This window comes from Streptomyces sp. NBC_00876 (assembly GCF_045207435.1).
In the GTDB taxonomy this organism is placed as follows: domain Bacteria; phylum Actinomycetota; class Actinomycetes; order Streptomycetales; family Streptomycetaceae; genus Streptomyces.
The window spans coordinates 7,524,220-7,540,530 of sequence record NZ_CP108800.1; the positions used below are offsets into that span (position 1 = coordinate 7,524,220).

Below are 16,311 nucleotides of genomic sequence, written 5' to 3' on the forward strand. Positions count from 1 at the left end.
GGAGATGCACGTTACGTGTGGTACTGCCTACGGAGAGTGAATTCTCAGCTTCCGTGAAAGGTGCCATTCGTGTCGCAGGACGATCAGAGAGCGGGCGGCAGGGGGGATCTGTCGGTGACGGCGGATCTGCCCGATGACCCGACCCAGAGCCGGCGCCCCACGACCGACCGGGTGGTGTTCGGTGTCACCGCCGTCCTCACCCTCGCCTTCGTCGTCTGGGGGGCCACCGCCACCGACTCGCTGGAGGACATCTCCAGCAAGATGCTCAACGGCCTCATCCACAACGGTGGTTGGGGCTTCATGCTGGCCGCCTCCGGGTTCGTGGTCTTCGCCCTCTGGCTCGCGATCAGCCGGTACGGAAAGATCTCCCTCGGCCAGGAGGGCGAGGAGCCGGAGTTCAGGACGGTCTCCTGGGTCGCGATGATGTTCAGCGCCGGCATGGGCATCGGCCTGATGTTCTACGGGGTCAGCGAGCCCCTGGCGCACTTCATCCACCCGCCGCCCGGCACCCACCCCGCCGACGCCGCCGAGGCGATGCAGACGGCGATGGCCACCACCCTCTTCCACTGGACGCTCCACCCCTGGGCGATCTACGCCGTGGTCGGGCTGGCCATCGCGTACAGCACCTTCCGGCGCCGCAGGCGGCAGACGATCAGCGCCGTCTTCGAGCCGCTCATCGGCGCCCGCCACGCCCACGGCGGCGTCGGCCGGCTGATCGACATCCTCGCCATCTTCGCCACCCTCTTCGGCTCGGCCGCCTCGCTGGGCCTGGGCGCCCTCCAGATCGGCAGCGGATTCCATGAACTGAACTGGAAGGAGAAGACCGGCACCGGACTGCTCGTCCTGATCATCGCCGTCCTGACCGTGGCCTTCGTCGCCTCGGCGATCTCCGGTGTGGAGAAGGGCATCCAGTGGCTGTCCAACATCAACATGGTGCTGGCCCTGATCCTCGCCGTCTTCGTGTTCATCGCGGGCCCCACCATCATCGTGCTCGACCTGCTCCCCACCTCGATCGCCTCCTACCTCGGTGACCTTCCGCAGCTCGCCGGCCGCACCGAGGCGACCGGCGAGGGCGAGGTGGCCACCTGGCTCGGCAGCTGGACCGTCTTCTACTGGGCCTGGTGGATCTCCTGGACGCCCTTCGTCGGCATGTTCATCGCAAGGATCAGCCGCGGCCGGACGATCCGTCAGTTCATCGGCGGAGTCATCCTGGTGCCCAGCACCGTCAGCCTCGTCTGGTTCGCGATCTTCGGCGGCACCGCGATCAAGCTCCAGGAAGCCGGCCGGCTGAGCGGCGCGGACACCCCGGAGGCCCAGCTCTTCGGCGTGCTGCAGGAGTTCCCGATCCCCACCGTGATGAGCCTGCTGGTGATGATCCTGGTCGGCATCTTCTTCGTCTCCGGCGCGGACGCCGCCTCCATCGTGATGGGCACCCTCTCCCAGAAGGGCATCCTCGAACCGGCCAAGTGGGTCGTCATCTTCTGGGGCGTCGTCACCGGCGCCGTGGCGGCCATCATGCTGCTCATCGGCAACGGAAAGGGCGACGCGCTGGCAGGACTTCAGAACCTGACCATCCTGGTCGCGGCGCCGTTCACCCTCGTGATGATCGGCATGTGCGTCGCCCTGATGCGGGACCTGCGCGAGGACCCGCTGATCGTGCGCCGCGAGTTCGGCGTGGAGGCCGTCGAGTCCGCGGTCATCGAGGGCCACGCCAAGTACGACGGCGACTTCGAGATCCGGATCGGCCCCGGCGGCAGCCAGATCACCACCGAACGCGGGCCCAGGGGCGGCGGTTCGAGCCCCGCGGGCGACTGAGACCCCGGGGCGGCGACACACGGCCGCGGGCTCTCGCGCACGGCGGCTCAGCCCACCAGCCGGGCCGCCGCCTCGGCGCAGCCCAGGGCCACGGTCACGCCCGCGCCCCCGTGCCCGTAGTTGTGCACCAGACGCCCGCCGCCCGGCAGCGCCTCGGCCTCGATCCGCACCCCGGCGTCCCGGGCGGGCCGCAGCCCCACCCGGTGCCCGATGACCCGCGCCGCGGCGATCTCCGGCCGGACCCGCGCGCACCGGGCCACGATCTCCCCGGCCGTACGGGGATCGGGCACCGTGCTCCAGTCGTCGGCCAGGGCCGTGCCGCCGAGCACCAGACGGCCCGGCTGCGGGAAGAAGTACGTGGTCTCGCTCGACGCCGGGTCCGCCTCGGTGAACCACTCCTGGATCCCCGGGTTCTCCACCAGGACCAACTGGCCGCGCACCGGCCGCATCCCCGGGTCCGGGACCAGGTTCCGGGCACCGAGCCCCGTGCAGTTGACCACCGCCGAGGCCTCCGCCGCCGCCTCGTCGAACGAGGCGACCGTGCGCCGCTCGACCGCACCCCCGGCCGACCTGACCTGCCCCTCCAGCCAGTCCAGATGGACCGGCATATCGATCAGCGGCAGCCGGCACCGCAGTCCCTCGCCCGCCTCCACGACGCCCTTCAGCTGCCCGGCCCACGCCCCCAGAGCGGCCAGACGCTCCCCCCGGTGCACCCCGTCGACCAGCCGGACGCCGGTCTCCCGCGGGCGGCCGGCCAGCTCCTCGTACCACCGCAGCGACTTCAGCGACCAGTCCCCGACCCGGTCCCGCGGTTCGATCCGGTAGGGCCACCACAGGGCGCCCGCGACCGCCGAGGTCGTGGCCGCGGCCGGTTTCCCGGACCAGACCCGCACCCGGTGTCCCCGCCCGGCCAGGACCAGTGCCGTGGTGAGACCGATGACCCCGCCCCCCAGCACGATCACGTCCGCCGCCGCCCCGCCGCTCTTCCCCGCCCGGATTCCGTTCATGGCGGGACTCTAAGCCGTAGCAACAGGGCAGGAGCAGGGAGCTCAGGGCGACGATTAGGATCGACACCCTGATGACTGCCACCCTCGTCGCCAAGGACCTCGCCGCCGGACACGGCGACCGCACTCTCTTCGCCGAACTCGACCTCGTGGTCGCCCCCGGCGATGTGATCGGTCTCGTCGGAGTCAACGGGGCCGGAAAATCGTCGCTGCTCCGGCTGCTCGCCGGGCTCGACCAGCCGGAGGAGGGCGAGCTGCGGCTCTCCCCGCCCACCGCCACCGTCGGACACCTGCCGCAGGAACCGGAGCGGCGTCCCGGCGAGACGGTGCGGGAGTTCCTCGCCCGCCGTACGGGCGTCGCCGACGCCCAGAGCACGATGGACACCGCCACACAGGCCCTCGTCGACGGCGCCCCCGGCTCCGACGACGCGTACTCCGAGTCCCTGGAGCGCTGGCTCGCCCTCGGCGGCGCCGACCTGGACGAGCGGGCCGAGGAGGTCGCGGCCGAGCTCGGCCTGACGGTCGGACTCGACCTGCCGATGACCGCACTCTCCGGCGGCCAGGCGGCCCGCGCCGGGCTCGCCTCGCTCCTGCTGTCGCGGTACGACATCTTCCTGCTCGACGAGCCCACCAACGACCTCGACCTGGACGGCCTGGAGCGGCTGGAGCGGTACGTCTCCGCACTGCGCGCCGGCACGGTCGTCATCAGCCACGACCGCGAATTCCTGATGCGCACGGTCACCAAGGTGCTCGAGCTCGACCTGGCCCAGCAGCAGATCAACCTGTACGGCGGTGGCTACGCGGCGTACCTGGAGGAGCGCGAGCGCGCTCGCAGGCACGCCCGTGAGGAGTTCGAGGAGTACTCCGACAAGCGCTCGGCGCTCGAGGGCCGCGCCCTGATGCAGCGTTCCTGGATGGACAAGGGCGTCAGGAACGCCCGCCGCAAGGCCTCCGACTCCGACAAGATGGCCCGCAAGTTCCGCAGCGAGTCGAGCGAGAAGCAGGCCGCGAAGGCCCGGCAGACCCAGCGCATGATCGAACGCCTCGATGTCGTGGAGGAGCCGCGCAAGGAGTGGGAGCTGCGGATGGAGATCGCCTCCGCGCCCCGCTCCGGATCGGTCGTGGCGACCCTGCGCGAGGCACAGGTCGTCCTCGGCGACTTCGCGTTCGGCCCGGCCTCGCTCCAGATCGACTGGGCGGACCGGATCGCCATCACCGGCGCCAACGGTGCCGGCAAGTCGACCCTGCTCGCCGCGCTCCTGGGCCGTCTCCCGCTGGACTCGGGGCATGCGAGCCTGGGTTCGGGCGTGGTCGTCGGCGAGGTGGACCAGGCGCGGCAGCTGTTCCACGGTACGGAGTCCATCCTGGAGGCGTTCTGCGCGGCGGTGCCCGACACGGAACCGGCCGACGTCCGCACCCTGCTCGCCAAGTTCGGTCTGCGCGCCGACCATGTGATGCGCCCCGCGACCACCCTCTCCCCGGGAGAGCGCACCCGGGCGGCGCTCGCACTGCTCCAGGGGCGTGGCGTCAACCTCCTGGTTCTTGACGAGCCCACGAACCACCTCGACCTGCCGGCGATCGAGCAGCTCGAGTCGGCGCTCGACTCGTACACCGGGACGCTGCTGCTGGTCACGCACGACCGCCGGATGCTGGAGGCGGTGCGTACGACGCGCCGCGTCGAGGTGGCGGCGGGGAAGCTGACGGAGATCTGAGACCGCAGGCCCTTCCCCGGCGGTCCCGGCCGAGGCGGCAGCGGCCCGGTGCCCTGCCCCGGCCGGTTCCGTCCACCGATGGCAACCATCCGAGGAGTAGCACCACATGCTGATCACAAACGTCCGTCCCTGGGGCGGCGAGCCCTGTGACATCGAGATCAAGGACGGCGTGACGGTCGGGGTCATGCCGCACGACCCCGCCCGAGCGGCCACGGGCGACACCGTGGCCGGACGGGGACGGCTCGCGCTGCCCTCCCTCGCGGACGTCCACTGCCATCTGGACTCCACCCGCATGGGGCTGCCCTTCCGCCCCCACACGGGTGCCCCCGGTGTCTGGGGCATGATGATGAACGACCGCGATCACTGGCGCGAGGACGAGTGGAGCGTCGCCCAGCGGGCCACGTACACCCTGGGCCGCATGATCGAGCGCGGTACGACGCGGGTGCGCAGCTACGCGCAGATCGACGCGGACTGCGGTCTGGAGCGCTTCGAGGGCGTCCTCGCCGCCAAGGAGGCCCACGCCGGCCGGTGCGAGGTCGAGATCATGGCCTTCCCGCAGGCCGGTCTGCTCCGGGAGAAGGGCGTGCCCGCGCTGATGGACCGGGCGCTGTCCTCGGGCGCCGCCGTGGTCGGCGGTATCGACCCGTGCACCCTGGACCGCGACCCCGTACGCCACCTCGACATCGTCTTCGACCTCGCCGAGCGTCACCAGGCACCGGTCGACATCCACCTCCACGAGCCCGGCGCACTCGGTGTGTTCAGCGTCGACCTCATCCTGGAACGGGTGCGCGCCCTGGACATGGCCGGCCGGGTGACGCTCTCGCACGCCTACGACCTCGGCTCCGTCTCCGAGGCGACCACGCGCCGGCTCATCGAGGAGTTCGCCGAGCTGGACATCGCGATGGCCACCGTCGCACCCGCCCAGCAGCGCGGTCTGCCCCTGGCCGCGCTGACCGCCGCCGGTGTGCGGGTCGGTCTCGGTGAGGACGGCCAGCGCGACTTCTGGTCGCCGTACGGCAACGCGGACATGCTGGACCGCACCTGGCAGCTCGCCTTCACCAACGGCTACCGCGCTGACGAACTGATCGAGCACTGCGTGGCCGTCGCGAGCCGTGGCGGCGCGTCGATCCTCCAGGACGGCCCGCCCCGCCTGAACTCCGTCGCCGACCGGCCCGGCCTCGCCGCGGGCGACAGCGCCGACCTGCTGCTGGTCGAGGGCGAGACGGTGGCGTCCGCCGTGATGGACCGCAGCGCGGACCGTACGGTCCTGCACAGGGGCCGAGTCGTAGCCGACGGCCTGAACCTCGTCGACTGAACAGCCGCCGCTCTCAGCCCCTCCGGCGTTTGAGGAGCTGGGTCCGGGGCGGAGCCCCGGATACGGGAGGGGGCGGGGCGGGGAGAAGGCCCGTCGCAGGCGAACCACCCCACTCCGCGCCCGCCCCGCCCCCTCCGGCTACCGCTTCCTGCCGCCCTGCTTCGGATCCAGCAGCCCGGCCCGCCGCAATGCGTCGGCCATCGCCCCGCTCGCCGGAGCGGCCGGAGCCGGACGAGCCCCGCCGCCCGCGCCACCGCCACCACCGCGCCGGTCACGCCCCTGGCCCTGACCGCCCTGGCCACCGCCCTGCCCGCCCCGCGCCCCCGCGCCGCCCTGGCCCTGCCGCTGCCGGGGCGGACGCCCGCCGCGCTCGCCTGCCGGGGCACCGGCGTCACCGGAGCCCGCCGAGGCCTCGTCGTCCAGCCGCAGCGTCAACGAGATCCGCTTCCGCGGAATGTCGACCTCCATCACCTTGACCCTGACGACGTCACCCGGCTTCACGACATCGCGGGGATCCTTCACGAAGGTCCTGGACATCGCCGACACATGCACCAGTCCGTCCTGGTGCACACCGACGTCCACGAACGCGCCGAACGCCGCGACGTTCGTGACGACGCCTTCCAGCACCATCCCGGACACCAGGTCGCCGATCTTCTCGACGCCCTCCTTGAAGGTGGCCGTCTTGAAGGCCGGACGCGGGTCGCGGCCCGGCTTCTCCAGCTCCTTGATGATGTCGGTGACGGTCGGCAGACCGAACTTCTCGTCCACGAAGTCGTCGGCCCGCAGCGACCGCAGCACCCCTGTGTTGCCGATCAGCGAGGCCACGTCGCCGCCCGTCCGCTTCACCATCGCCCGGACCACCGGGTACGCCTCCGGGTGCACACTCGACGCGTCCAGCGGGTCCTCGCCCCGGATCCGCAGGAAGCCCGCGCACTGCTCGTACGCCTTCGGGCCCAGCCGGGCCACGTCCTTCAGCCCCTTGCGGGAGCGGAACGGCCCGTTGGCGTCACGGTGCGCGACGATGTTCTCCGCGAGCCCGGAACCGATGCCGGAGACACGCGAGAGAAGGGGCGCCGACGCGGTGTTGACGTCGACCCCGACCCCGTTCACACAGTCCTCGACGACCGTGTCCAGCGACCGCGACAGCTTCACCTCGGACAGGTCGTGCTGGTACTGGCCGACCCCGATCGACTTCGGGTCGATCTTCACCAGCTCCGCGAGCGGGTCCTGGAGACGGCGCGCGATCGACACGGCTCCGCGCAACGACACGTCCATGTCCGGGAGTTCCTGCGAGGCGAAGGCGGACGCCGAGTACACGGACGCGCCGGCCTCCGACACCATCACCTTGGTGAGCTTCAGCTCCGGGTGCTTGTCGCACAGTTCACCGGCGAGCTTGTCCGTCTCGCGGGACGCCGTGCCGTTGCCGATCGCGATCAGGTCGACATCGTGGGCCTTCGCCAGCTGCTCCAGCTTCGCCAGCGACTGGTCCCACTTGTTGGCCGGCACGTGCGGGTAGATCACATCGGTCGCGACGACCTTGCCCGTCGCGTCGACCACGGCGACCTTCACCCCGGTACGGAACCCGGGGTCGAGCCCCAGCGTGGCCCGTGTGCCGGCCGGTGCGGCGAGCAGCAGATCGCGCAGGTTCGACGCGAAGACGCGCACCGCCTCGTCCTCCGCCGCCGTGCGCAGCCGCAGCCGCAGGTCGATGCCGAGGTGCACCAGGATCCGGGTCCGCCAGGCCCAGCGCACCGTGTCGCCGAGCCACTTGTCGCCGGGACGCCCGCGGTCGTTCACCCCGAAGCGGCGGGCCACCATGTTCTCGTACGACGACGGGCCGGGCGCCTCGGACGGTTCCTCCGGCTCCAGGACCAGATCGAGGACGTCCTCCTTCTCGCCCCGGAGCATCGCGAGCACCCGGTGCGAGGGCAGCGCGGTGAACGGCTCGGTGAAGTCGAAGTAGTCCGCGAACTTGGCGCCCGCCTCCTCCTTGCCGTCCCGCACCCTGGCCACGAGCCGCCCGCGCGACCACATGCGCTCGCGGAGTTCGCCGGTCAGGTCCGCGTCCTCGGAGAACCGCTCGGTGAGGATGGCGCGGGCCCCCTCCAGGGCCGCCGCCGGGTCCGCGACTCCCTTGTCCGCGTCGACGAAGGCCGAGGCCGCCGCGAGCGGGTCCCTCGACGGGTCGTCGAGCAGCCCGGAGGCGAGCGGTTCCAGCCCGGCCTCCCGGGCGATCTGCGCCTTCGTCCGCCGCTTGGGCTTGAACGGCAGATAGATGTCCTCGAGGCGCGCCTTCGTGTCGGCGGCCCGGATCTGCGCCTCCAGCGCCTCGTCGAGCTTGCCCTGCTCCTGTACGGACTGGAGGATCGCCGCACGGCGCTCCTCCAGCTCCCGCAGATACCGCAACCGCTCCTCGAGCGTGCGCAGCTGCGCATCGTCGAGCATCTCGGTCGCTTCCTTGCGGTAGCGCGCGATGAACGGCACGGTCGATCCGCCGTCGAGCAGCTCGACGGCCGCCTTCACCTGTCGCTCGCGTACGCCGAGCTCCTCGGCGATCCTGCCTTCGATGGACGTCGTCACGGTTCTACCGACTCGCCTTCTCGTACTGGCTGTGCTGGTCAGGCCCGGGGCCGGCGGTTCGGACCGGCCCGGGGCCACTCGCCTGCATTGTGCCGGGTGGCCGGGCGCCGTGTCGCCCGACCACCCCACATACCGGCCGTCGGTTCCCCGGCCGGTCAGCTGGTCGCATCCGTCGGAAACGCGCCGGCGGCCAGCGCCGTGCCGAGGAATCCGCGCCCCAGTTCGGTCAGGCGGGCCACGCCGGCACCGCCCAGGTGCTCGTACGGGGCCAGGTCCATCCGGTCCGTGCTCTCCTCGATGCCGGCCCGCAGCGCGATGCCGGCTTCTGTCAACCCGCCCTCGGCGGTGAGCAGTCCACGCTCGCGCAGCCGCGCGGAGGCGTCGTCCCAGTCGGTGCGCCGCCAGCCGCGGGTGGCCAGGATCCAGCGCGGAGCCATGCCCTTGCCGGTTGCGGTGTGGCTGACCAGGGCCTCGACCGGGTCGAGACCCGCCTCGAGAAGGACGGCGAGGTGGGCGTCACCGCGGTGTTCACGCAGCAGCGTGGCCGCGTGCCAGTACGCCAGGTGCGGCTGCTCCGGTACCGCGAGATCGGCGTGCGCCGCGTACAGCGGCCGGGCGTGTCGCGCACAGGCCTCGGTGGCGCGCAGGGCCAGCCGGGCCGCCTCGGCCATCTCCCCGGAGGCGATGATCTCCTCGCCGAGCAGCCGGCGCAGCGTCGCGTCGGCGGCGCGCAGCCGCGCCGCCAGGACCGTCTCGGGGGAGGCGATGTCCCAGACGGCGGGCACGTGCCTGGCCACGAGCTCGTGGTTGAAGTTGTAGAAGGTCGCGGTGACCGTACCGGGGCCGACCGCGCCCAGGGCGGCCGCGCGCGTGGCGAAGTACGCGGCGGAGGGATCGTCGATCCCGATCCCGCCGAGCTCCTTGCCGAGGTCGGGGGAGAAGTAGAGCGTGGAGTGGATCGGGTTGAGGGCGTTGTGGCAGCGGCGTCCGGCACGGGGCGGAAGAGTACTCATACCCGCACGTTACCGACTGGTCGGTACGTGCCGGAACCCCGGTGCCCGGGTGAGATGCGCCGCGGCCGGACATGGCAGGAAAGGTGGGCATCTCGTCATTGCGGCCGTCCCCGGGGCCGCCCACGATGGCAGACATGAAGCAGCAATCCGTACTCGTCGTCCTCTTCGACGGCATCCAGAGCCTCGATGTGACGGGGCCCCTGGAGGTCTTCGCCGGCGCCTCACGCTTCCCCGGCGCCTCGTACGAGCTGCGCACCGCCTCGCTGGACGGCGCCCCGGTCCGCTCGTCCTGCGGCCTCACCCTGGTTCCCGACGGCGCCCTCGCCGACGCCGCACCGCCCCACACCCTGCTGGTCCCCGGCGGCGTGGGCACCCGTGATCCCGACCCCGCGCTCGTCGAGTGGCTCCGCGCGCACGGCCCGCGGCCCGAACGGCTCGTCTCCGTCTGCAGCGGCGCGCTGCTGCTCGCGGCGGCCGGGCAGCTCGACGGGCACCGGGCGACCACCCACTGGAACCTCTGCGAGCACCTGGCCCGCAGCTACCCGGCCGTCGAGGTCGACCCCGAGCCGGTCTTCGTACGCGACGGCAGGCTCGCCACCTCCGCCGGAGTCACCGCCGGCATCGACCTCGCGCTGGCACTCGTCGAGGAGGACCACGGCCGGGACGTGGCGCTCACGGTCGCCCGCCACCTGGTGGTCTTTCTGCGCAGGCCCGGGAACCAGGCGCAGTTCAGCGTCCAGCTCACCGCCCAGACCGCCCGCCGCGAACCGCTGCGCGAGGTCCAGCACTGGATCACCGAACACCCCGGCGAGGACCTCTCCGTCGACGCTCTCGCCGCCCGCGCCCGGCTCTCGCCGCGCCATTTCGCGCGCGCGTTCCAGGCGGAGACCGGCGTGACGCCCGGCCGGTATGTCGACCGCGTCCGCCTCGAACAGGCCCGCCGGCTCCTGGAGGACACCACCGACGGCGTCGCCGGGATCTCGAGGGCCTGCGGCTACGGGACCCCGGAGGCCATGCGCCGGGCGTTCGTCAAGGCACTGGACACGGCGCCCGCCGAATACCGGCGGCGCTTCAGTTCTCACCCGGCGGCCGGGCCCCTCGACCGCTCCGGCACCACCGAGTACCTCAGTCACTGACCGAAAGGCAGGCAGTCACCCATGCGGATCGCCATCCTCCTGTTCGACCGCTTCACCGCTCTGGACGCCGTGGGCCCCTACGAGATCCTGTCCCGCACGCCCGGCGCCGAGACCGTCTTCGTCGCCGAGTCCGCCGGCGAGGTGCGCAACGAGAGCGGAAGCCTCGCGCTGGTCGCCGACCGGACGCTCGACGACGTCCCCGCGCCCGATCTGGTGATCGTCCCCGGCGGCCCCGGGCAGAGCGCCCAGATGGACAACGACGCGTTGCTCGACTGGCTGCGCCGGGCCGATGCCCACACCACCTGGACGACGTCGGTCTGTACGGGTTCGCTGCTGCTCGCGGCGGCCGGACTCCTGACGGGGCGGCGCGCCACCTCGCACTGGCTCGCCCTGGACACACTGAAGGAGTACGGCGCCGAGCCGACCGGCGAACGCGTGGTCACCGACGGCAAGTACGTCACGGCCGCCGGTGTCTCGTCGGGCATCGACATGGGTCTCACCCTGCTCGGCCGGATCGCCGGTGACCGCCACGCCCAGTCCGTACAGCTGCTGACGGAGTACGACCCGCAGCCGCCCTACGACGCGGGGTCCCCCGCGAAGGCCCCGGCCGTGATCGTCGAGGAGTGGCGCGCCAGGAGCCGCTTCCTCCTTCAGTAGCAGCGGGGAGCGCTCACGCGCCGGACGGCCAGGTGAAGCGCGGGGTGCGGCGCTCCAGGAACGCGGCGACACCCTCCGCGGTGTCGCCGCTGCGGCGTGCCTGTTCCGCCCAGTGGGTGTCCCTGTCCTCGCGGCCCGTGGCGAACTCCTTGGCCGCCGCCTGAGTCAGCTGCGAACGCGACACCAGGGTCCGTACGTAGGCGTCGACCCGCTTGTCCAGCTCGCCGGCCGGCAGCACCTCGTCCACGAGGCCGGTCCGCAGCGCCCGGTCCGTCCCGATCAGCTCGCCGGAGAAGAGCAGGTGCTTCGCCGTCGCCGGGCCCGTCAGCGCGACCAGCCGCCGGGTCGACGACGCCGCGTAGACGATCCCGAGCTTGGCCGGGGTGACCCCGAAGGACGCGCCCTCCTCCGCGAACCGGAGATCGCAGGCGGCCGCCAACTGGCTGCCCCCGCCCACGCAGTAGCCGCGCACCGCGGCGAGCGTCGGCCGGGGAAAGGCGGCCAGCGCCTCCTCGGCCGCCACGGCGAGCCCCTGCGGCGCGCCCGAGGGGTCACGGAGCGAGCCGATGTCCGCACCGGCGCAGAAGGTGTCCCCGGCGCCGGTCAGCACCAGCGCGCGCACCGACGGGTCGGCGGTCAGCGCGTGGAGCAGCACGGGCAGGGCCTGCCACATGGCGGCCGTCATCGCGTTGCGCTTGGCGGGGTTGCTGATGACTACGGTGGCGACGCCGTCCACGACGGTGTGCTCCAGCCGGGGTTCCGTACGGTCCATACGCCGGATGCTATCCATGCTGTTCGAACCTATGATCAAGAAGGGGTCGCGAAGCAAGGACGCACCCTGAGGAGCCTGTGGTGGCCGATCCCGTAGAAGAGGGCAGGAAGCTCAGCCGCAGTTTCGGCGGTCTGGCACTGCTCGGCATCCTGCTCGTCGTCGCCGGCCTGGTCGGCCTTGTCTACACCGGCGTCGCGACGCTGACCTCGATGATCCTCTTCGGCTGGCTGCTGCTGATCGGTGGCGTGGTCGGGCTGCTGCACGCGATCCAGTCGCGCGGCACCAGTTACTTCTGGCTGGGCGTCGTGGTGGCAGCCCTGAACATCGCCGCCGGAGTCGTCGTCATCCGCCACCCGCACGGTACGGCCGAGGCCCTGACGATGTTCGCCGCGCTGCTCTTCTTGACGGGAGGGGTCTTCCGCCTCGTCGGCAGCGTCGTGGTACGCGGCCCGCAGTTCGGCTGGACGCTGCTGCAGGGGGCCTTCGGCCTGCTGCTGGGCCTGCTCGTCCTCTTCGACTGGCCGCACAGCAGCCTCTATGTGCTCGGCTGCTTCTTCTCGCTGGCCCTGCTCTTCGACGGGCTCGGGCTCATCGCGGTGGGTGTCGGGGGCCGCAGTATCGTCTCGATGGTCTCGGACCAGATGGTGCCTGCGGAAGGACCCGACCCGTCCGCAGAAGACGAGCAAAAGCAGTCCGATAGCTGATACATCCGCAGCTATTCAGTCAAATTCTGTCGATAGAAGTCGACTTCTGTTCAGTAGTACGGGCCGGACCAACTACGCACCGCACTCTGTATTCGACGTGCAGTCACATCGAGTCGAGAGCGGGTACCGGTCTATGGAGAGCCGCGGGAGTGTCCCTGCCCGGCCCGTGCCGTACGAAGGGGTCTGGCGGTTCACCGCCCCGGCCACGGATGTCTCCGTCCCCCAGGCCCGGCACGCCGTACGCGACCTGCTGGTCCGCCAGGGGGTGCCGCTGGACGACGACATCGCCCAGGGGCTGCTGCTCATCGTCTCCGAACTGGTCACCAACGCCGTGAAGCACGCCGCGCTGCTCTCCCCGGAGCTCGCCGTGGAGGTGGCCGTGGGCGCCGAGTGGGTCAGGGTGTCCGTCGAGGACAATCACCCGTACCGGCCGACGGCGCTGGAGACCGACTATGCGCAGACCGGCGGGCGGGGGCTCCTGCTCGTCCGCGAGATCACCCGCGAAGCGGGCGGGACCTGCGACGTGGAGCACACCGCGGGCGGCGGAAAGGTCATCTGGGCGGCGCTGCCGCTCCGCGCCGGCCTGTGACCCTTCCGCCGCCGGCAGCCGGCGTTACCAGCCGGCGGCCGGGCCCGTCAGCTCGCGGACAGCGGGCCGGGCGGCGTCCAGCACCGTCAGGAACCAGGCGGAGAACGGTGCCCGCGCATGCTGTTCGGCCAGCTCGTCGGCCGTGACGAAAGCCGTCTCGCCCACTTCCTCCGGATCCGGCCGCAGCTGTTTTTGCACCATGCCCACGAAGAGGTGGTTGAACTCCTGCTCCACCAGGCCCGATGCGGGGTCCGGGTGGTTGTAGCGGACGGTGCCCGCCTCGGCCAGCAACGAGGGCGAGATGCCCAGCTCCTCGTACGTACGCCGGGCGGCGGCGGCGAAGGGTGCCTCGCCCGGGTAGGGGTGGCCGCAGCAGGTGTTGGACCAGACGCCGGGGGAGTGGTACTTGCCCAGGGCGCGGCGCTGGAGCAGCAATCGGCCCTGCTCATCGAAGAGGAACACGGAGAACGCCCGGTGCAGTTGGCCCGGTGCCTGGTGGGCGGCGAGCTTCTCCGCCGTGCCGATGGTGTTGCCGTCCTCGTCGACCAGTTCGAGCATGATCGCTTCTGCGGTGCCGTTCGACGAGCTGTTCGCCGCGGTGGCTGGTGTGGTCGGCATACCCATCCTTCGCTGTGGTCCCGGCCCCGTGCGCCGGTCCCGTCGAGTCCGGTCAAGTCTGCCGTACAAAAGCGGCTTGTCCGCACTTCGGGTCCTGGCATGTCCGCCCCGCCGCACCGCAGGGGTGCGGCGGGGCGGACGGCACGTCAGATCCCGAATGCCTCCGGATACTCGATCGTGCCCCGTGGAACAGGCGCGGAATCATCGAGGACCAGCGCCATCATCGCCTCGTCCGGCACCTCGAAGGGCGCCAGGATTCCGTAGCGCGACGCGGGGACGAAGCCGAACCTCGGGTAGTACTCGGGATGGCCGAGCACCAGGACCAGGGACTCCCCGTGGAGCCGGGCCGCGTCGAGCGCGGCCCGTACGACGGCCTGTCCCGCGCCGCGGCGCTGATGCTCCGGCGCCGTGGCCACCGGGGCGAGGGCCAGTGCGGGAACGCCCTCGACCAGACAGCGGGTCAGCAGGGCGTAGGCGGCGACGGAGCCGTCGGCGGTCTCGGCGACGTACGAGAGGCCCGGCAGCCAGGCCGTCGGGTCGGCACGCAGGGTGTCGACCAGGACGGCCTCGGCCTCCGTCGGGAACGTGGCGGCGTTGACCGCGTGCACGGCTGTGGTGTCGTCGGCCGTCTCGGGACGGGTGGTCCAGTGAGCGGCGGCCGGCGGCTGCTCCGGCCCGCGCGCGGAGGAAGCTGTCATGCCGTTCGTGTCGTCGAGGTGGTGGTGTTTGTCGGTCAACGTGGAAACCCTTGGGTGAGCGGGCTCCGGCCGACGTGCGGACTCGGTGCGAGCCGCAGTGCTAGCCGAGAACCCTGGAGTGGAAGTGGGACCGGTTGGTGCGCCGGGCGGGCGCCTTCGCGACCGTCATCAGTCCCAGCTCCTCTTCTCGTACATGGATCTCACACGGGTGGAGGTTCGTACACCTCTGCGAAAACACTACACCTCGGCTGCGGTCGCTCCCGGGTCAGTGGCAGAGCCTCACCTCGTGCTCGGCGTGCCCGCTCGGCTCCAGCTGGAAGGTGCAGTGCTCCAGGTCGAAGTGGTCACCGAGGCAGCCCTGCAGTTCGTGGAGCAGCTTCTCGTGCCCCATCGAGTCGAGCAGTTCCTGGCGCACGACCACATGGGCCGAGAGCACCGGCATGCCCGAGGTGATCGTCCAGGCGTGGAGGTCATGGACGTCCAGCACCCCGGGAAGCGCGGTGATGTGGTCGCGCACCTCGTCCATGTCGACACCCTGCGGGGCCGACTCCAGCAGTACGTTCAGTGTCTCCCGGAGCAGCTTCACCGTCCGCGGGACGATCATGAGGCCGATGACCAGCGAGGCGATCGGGTCCGCGGCCTGCCAGCCGGTCGCCATGATGATGCCCGCCGAGATCAGCACGGTGACCGAGCCGAGTGTGTCCGCGAGCACCTCCAGATAGGCGCCGCGCACATTGAGGCTGTCCTTCTGCCCGCGCACCAGCAGGGACAGCGAGATCATGTTCGCGACCAGACCGACCAGGGCGAAGGCGACCGTGAGCCCGCCCCGGGTCTCGGCCGGGCTGATGAAGCGCTCCACCGCCTCGAAGAGCAGATAGCCGCCCACCCCGAGCAGCAGTACACAGTTGGCCAGGGCGGCGAGGATCTCGGCGCGGGCGTAGCCGAAGGTGCGGTTCGGGCCGGCCGGTTTGTTGGCGAAGTGGATCGCCAGCAGCGCCATGCCCAGCCCCAGGGCGTCGGTCGCCATATGGGCCGCGTCGGCGATCAGCGCGAGGGAGCCGGACAGCAGCCCTCCGACGATCTCCATGACCGTCACGGCGAGCGTGATGCCCAGCGCGATCCGCAGCCGTCCCTTGTACGCGGCGGCCGCGGTACCGGTGGGCGCGGGCCCGCCGTGCGTATGTCCGTGATCGTGCCCTGCCCCCATGGGGACGCCTCCCGGTCGTCTCGCGGACCCGGGCGCGATCGGCCCGGGCACTGCCAGTGAACTACGGGTGGGGGGTATGGGGCAACACGGCACTGAACACCGTTGTCAACTGCCCTGACCTGCGGAAATGGGTGCAGGTAGCAGGGGGTGCGGCCGGTCTCGGTGCCCGTCCCGGCACCGGTGGTGACCCGATGAGGGTGTGCCCCGGTATATCCGGCTCCGTCGGTGATCTGCCGTGTCGTGCCGGTCGCGCCAGGTCCATCCCACCGCGTTTTGTCAGGTGAGGCGGCCATCGACGATGATGATCGCGGACGGGGCGCATGATGCCGGTCCGCCCGGAACGGAGCACGAACGGGCAGTGAATTCCCGCTTCCGTTCATCCGATAGCCTCTGCCGACATGCCGCCGGCCGCATCGGGCCGCACTGTCGCGTGCCGATCCGTGTCAGCACCCAAGGAGTGAGTTCGTCTGTCGACCGCCATTCTCACAGGT

14 protein-coding genes are annotated in these 16,311 nt (G+C 71.4%); 7 read left to right on the forward strand and 7 right to left on the reverse strand.

Features of this window, described 5'->3' with window-relative positions:
- Positions 1-69: 69 nt before the first annotated feature.
- Positions 70-1,815, forward strand: a complete 1,746-nt coding sequence (locus OG782_RS32935; RefSeq protein ID WP_406457303.1) for a BCCT family transporter — start codon at positions 70-72, stop codon at positions 1,813-1,815.
- 47 nt (positions 1,816-1,862) lie between these two features.
- Here the strand turns inward: OG782_RS32935 and OG782_RS32940 are convergent, their stop codons facing one another.
- Positions 1,863-2,822: an FAD-dependent oxidoreductase gene (locus OG782_RS32940; RefSeq protein ID WP_406457305.1), complete on the reverse strand. Its 960-nt coding sequence runs from the start codon at positions 2,820-2,822 to the stop codon at positions 1,863-1,865.
- A gap of 71 nt (positions 2,823-2,893) precedes the next feature.
- Between OG782_RS32940 and OG782_RS32945 the strand changes: the two genes are divergently transcribed.
- Positions 2,894-4,531: an ABC-F family ATP-binding cassette domain-containing protein gene (locus OG782_RS32945; RefSeq protein WP_406457307.1), complete on the forward strand. Its 1,638-nt coding sequence runs from the start codon at positions 2,894-2,896 to the stop codon at positions 4,529-4,531.
- A 106-nt stretch (positions 4,532-4,637) separates the two neighbouring features.
- Positions 4,638-5,846, forward strand: coding sequence for an amidohydrolase family protein (locus tag OG782_RS32950; RefSeq protein WP_406457309.1), 1,209 nt, complete (start codon positions 4,638-4,640; stop codon positions 5,844-5,846).
- Positions 5,847-5,984: 138 nt separating this feature from the next.
- Here the strand turns inward: OG782_RS32950 and OG782_RS32955 are convergent, their stop codons facing one another.
- The gene (locus OG782_RS32955) at positions 5,985-8,426 is read right to left on the reverse strand and encodes a Tex family protein (protein ID WP_406457311.1); all 2,442 of its coding nucleotides are present in this window, start codon (positions 8,424-8,426) and stop codon (positions 5,985-5,987) included.
- A 155-nt stretch (positions 8,427-8,581) separates the two neighbouring features.
- Entirely contained in the window at positions 8,582-9,439 is an 858-nt protein-coding gene (locus tag OG782_RS32960) for an SCO6745 family protein (protein ID WP_406457313.1), read from the reverse strand.
- Between the two features lie 134 nt (positions 9,440-9,573).
- On the opposite strand from OG782_RS32960, the gene OG782_RS32965 reads away from it, so the two are divergent.
- Both OG782_RS32965 and OG782_RS32970 read left to right on the forward strand, forming a co-directional pair.
- Positions 9,574-10,575, forward strand: a complete 1,002-nt coding sequence (locus OG782_RS32965; protein WP_406457315.1) for a GlxA family transcriptional regulator — start codon at positions 9,574-9,576, stop codon at positions 10,573-10,575.
- Between the two features lie 21 nt (positions 10,576-10,596).
- A complete protein-coding gene (locus tag OG782_RS32970) occupies positions 10,597-11,232 on the forward strand; it encodes a DJ-1/PfpI family protein (protein WP_406457317.1) in 636 nt (211 codons plus the stop codon).
- Between the two features lie 13 nt (positions 11,233-11,245).
- On the opposite strand, the gene OG782_RS32975 is transcribed toward OG782_RS32970, so the two are convergent.
- Positions 11,246-12,004, reverse strand: coding sequence for an enoyl-CoA hydratase/isomerase family protein (locus OG782_RS32975; protein WP_406457319.1), 759 nt, complete (start codon positions 12,002-12,004; stop codon positions 11,246-11,248).
- An 80-nt stretch (positions 12,005-12,084) separates the two neighbouring features.
- Here OG782_RS32975 and OG782_RS32980 point away from each other — a divergent pair, with 80 nt between their 5' ends.
- Both OG782_RS32980 and OG782_RS32985 read left to right on the forward strand, forming a co-directional pair.
- Positions 12,085-12,708, forward strand: coding sequence for an HdeD family acid-resistance protein (locus tag OG782_RS32980; RefSeq protein WP_406457321.1), 624 nt, complete (start codon positions 12,085-12,087; stop codon positions 12,706-12,708).
- 133 nt (positions 12,709-12,841) lie between these two features.
- Entirely contained in the window at positions 12,842-13,297 is a 456-nt protein-coding gene (locus OG782_RS32985; RefSeq protein ID WP_406457323.1) for an ATP-binding protein, read from the forward strand.
- 24 nt (positions 13,298-13,321) lie between these two features.
- Here the strand turns inward: OG782_RS32985 and idi are convergent, their stop codons facing one another.
- The 3 genes from idi to OG782_RS33000 all read right to left on the reverse strand — a co-directional run bounded on the left by idi (position 13,322) and on the right by OG782_RS33000 (position 15,820).
- Positions 13,322-13,915, reverse strand: a complete 594-nt coding sequence (gene idi, locus OG782_RS32990) for an isopentenyl-diphosphate Delta-isomerase (RefSeq protein ID WP_406457325.1) — start codon at positions 13,913-13,915, stop codon at positions 13,322-13,324.
- A 146-nt stretch (positions 13,916-14,061) separates the two neighbouring features.
- Complete coding sequence (locus tag OG782_RS32995; RefSeq protein ID WP_406457327.1) at positions 14,062-14,652, reverse strand: GNAT family N-acetyltransferase; 591 nt, start codon at positions 14,650-14,652, stop codon at positions 14,062-14,064.
- Positions 14,653-14,878: 226 nt separating this feature from the next.
- Positions 14,879-15,820 (reverse strand): cation diffusion facilitator family transporter, encoded by a 942-nt coding sequence (locus OG782_RS33000; RefSeq protein ID WP_406457329.1) that lies wholly within the window; start codon positions 15,818-15,820, stop codon positions 14,879-14,881.
- Positions 15,821-16,311: the final 491 nt, after the last annotated feature.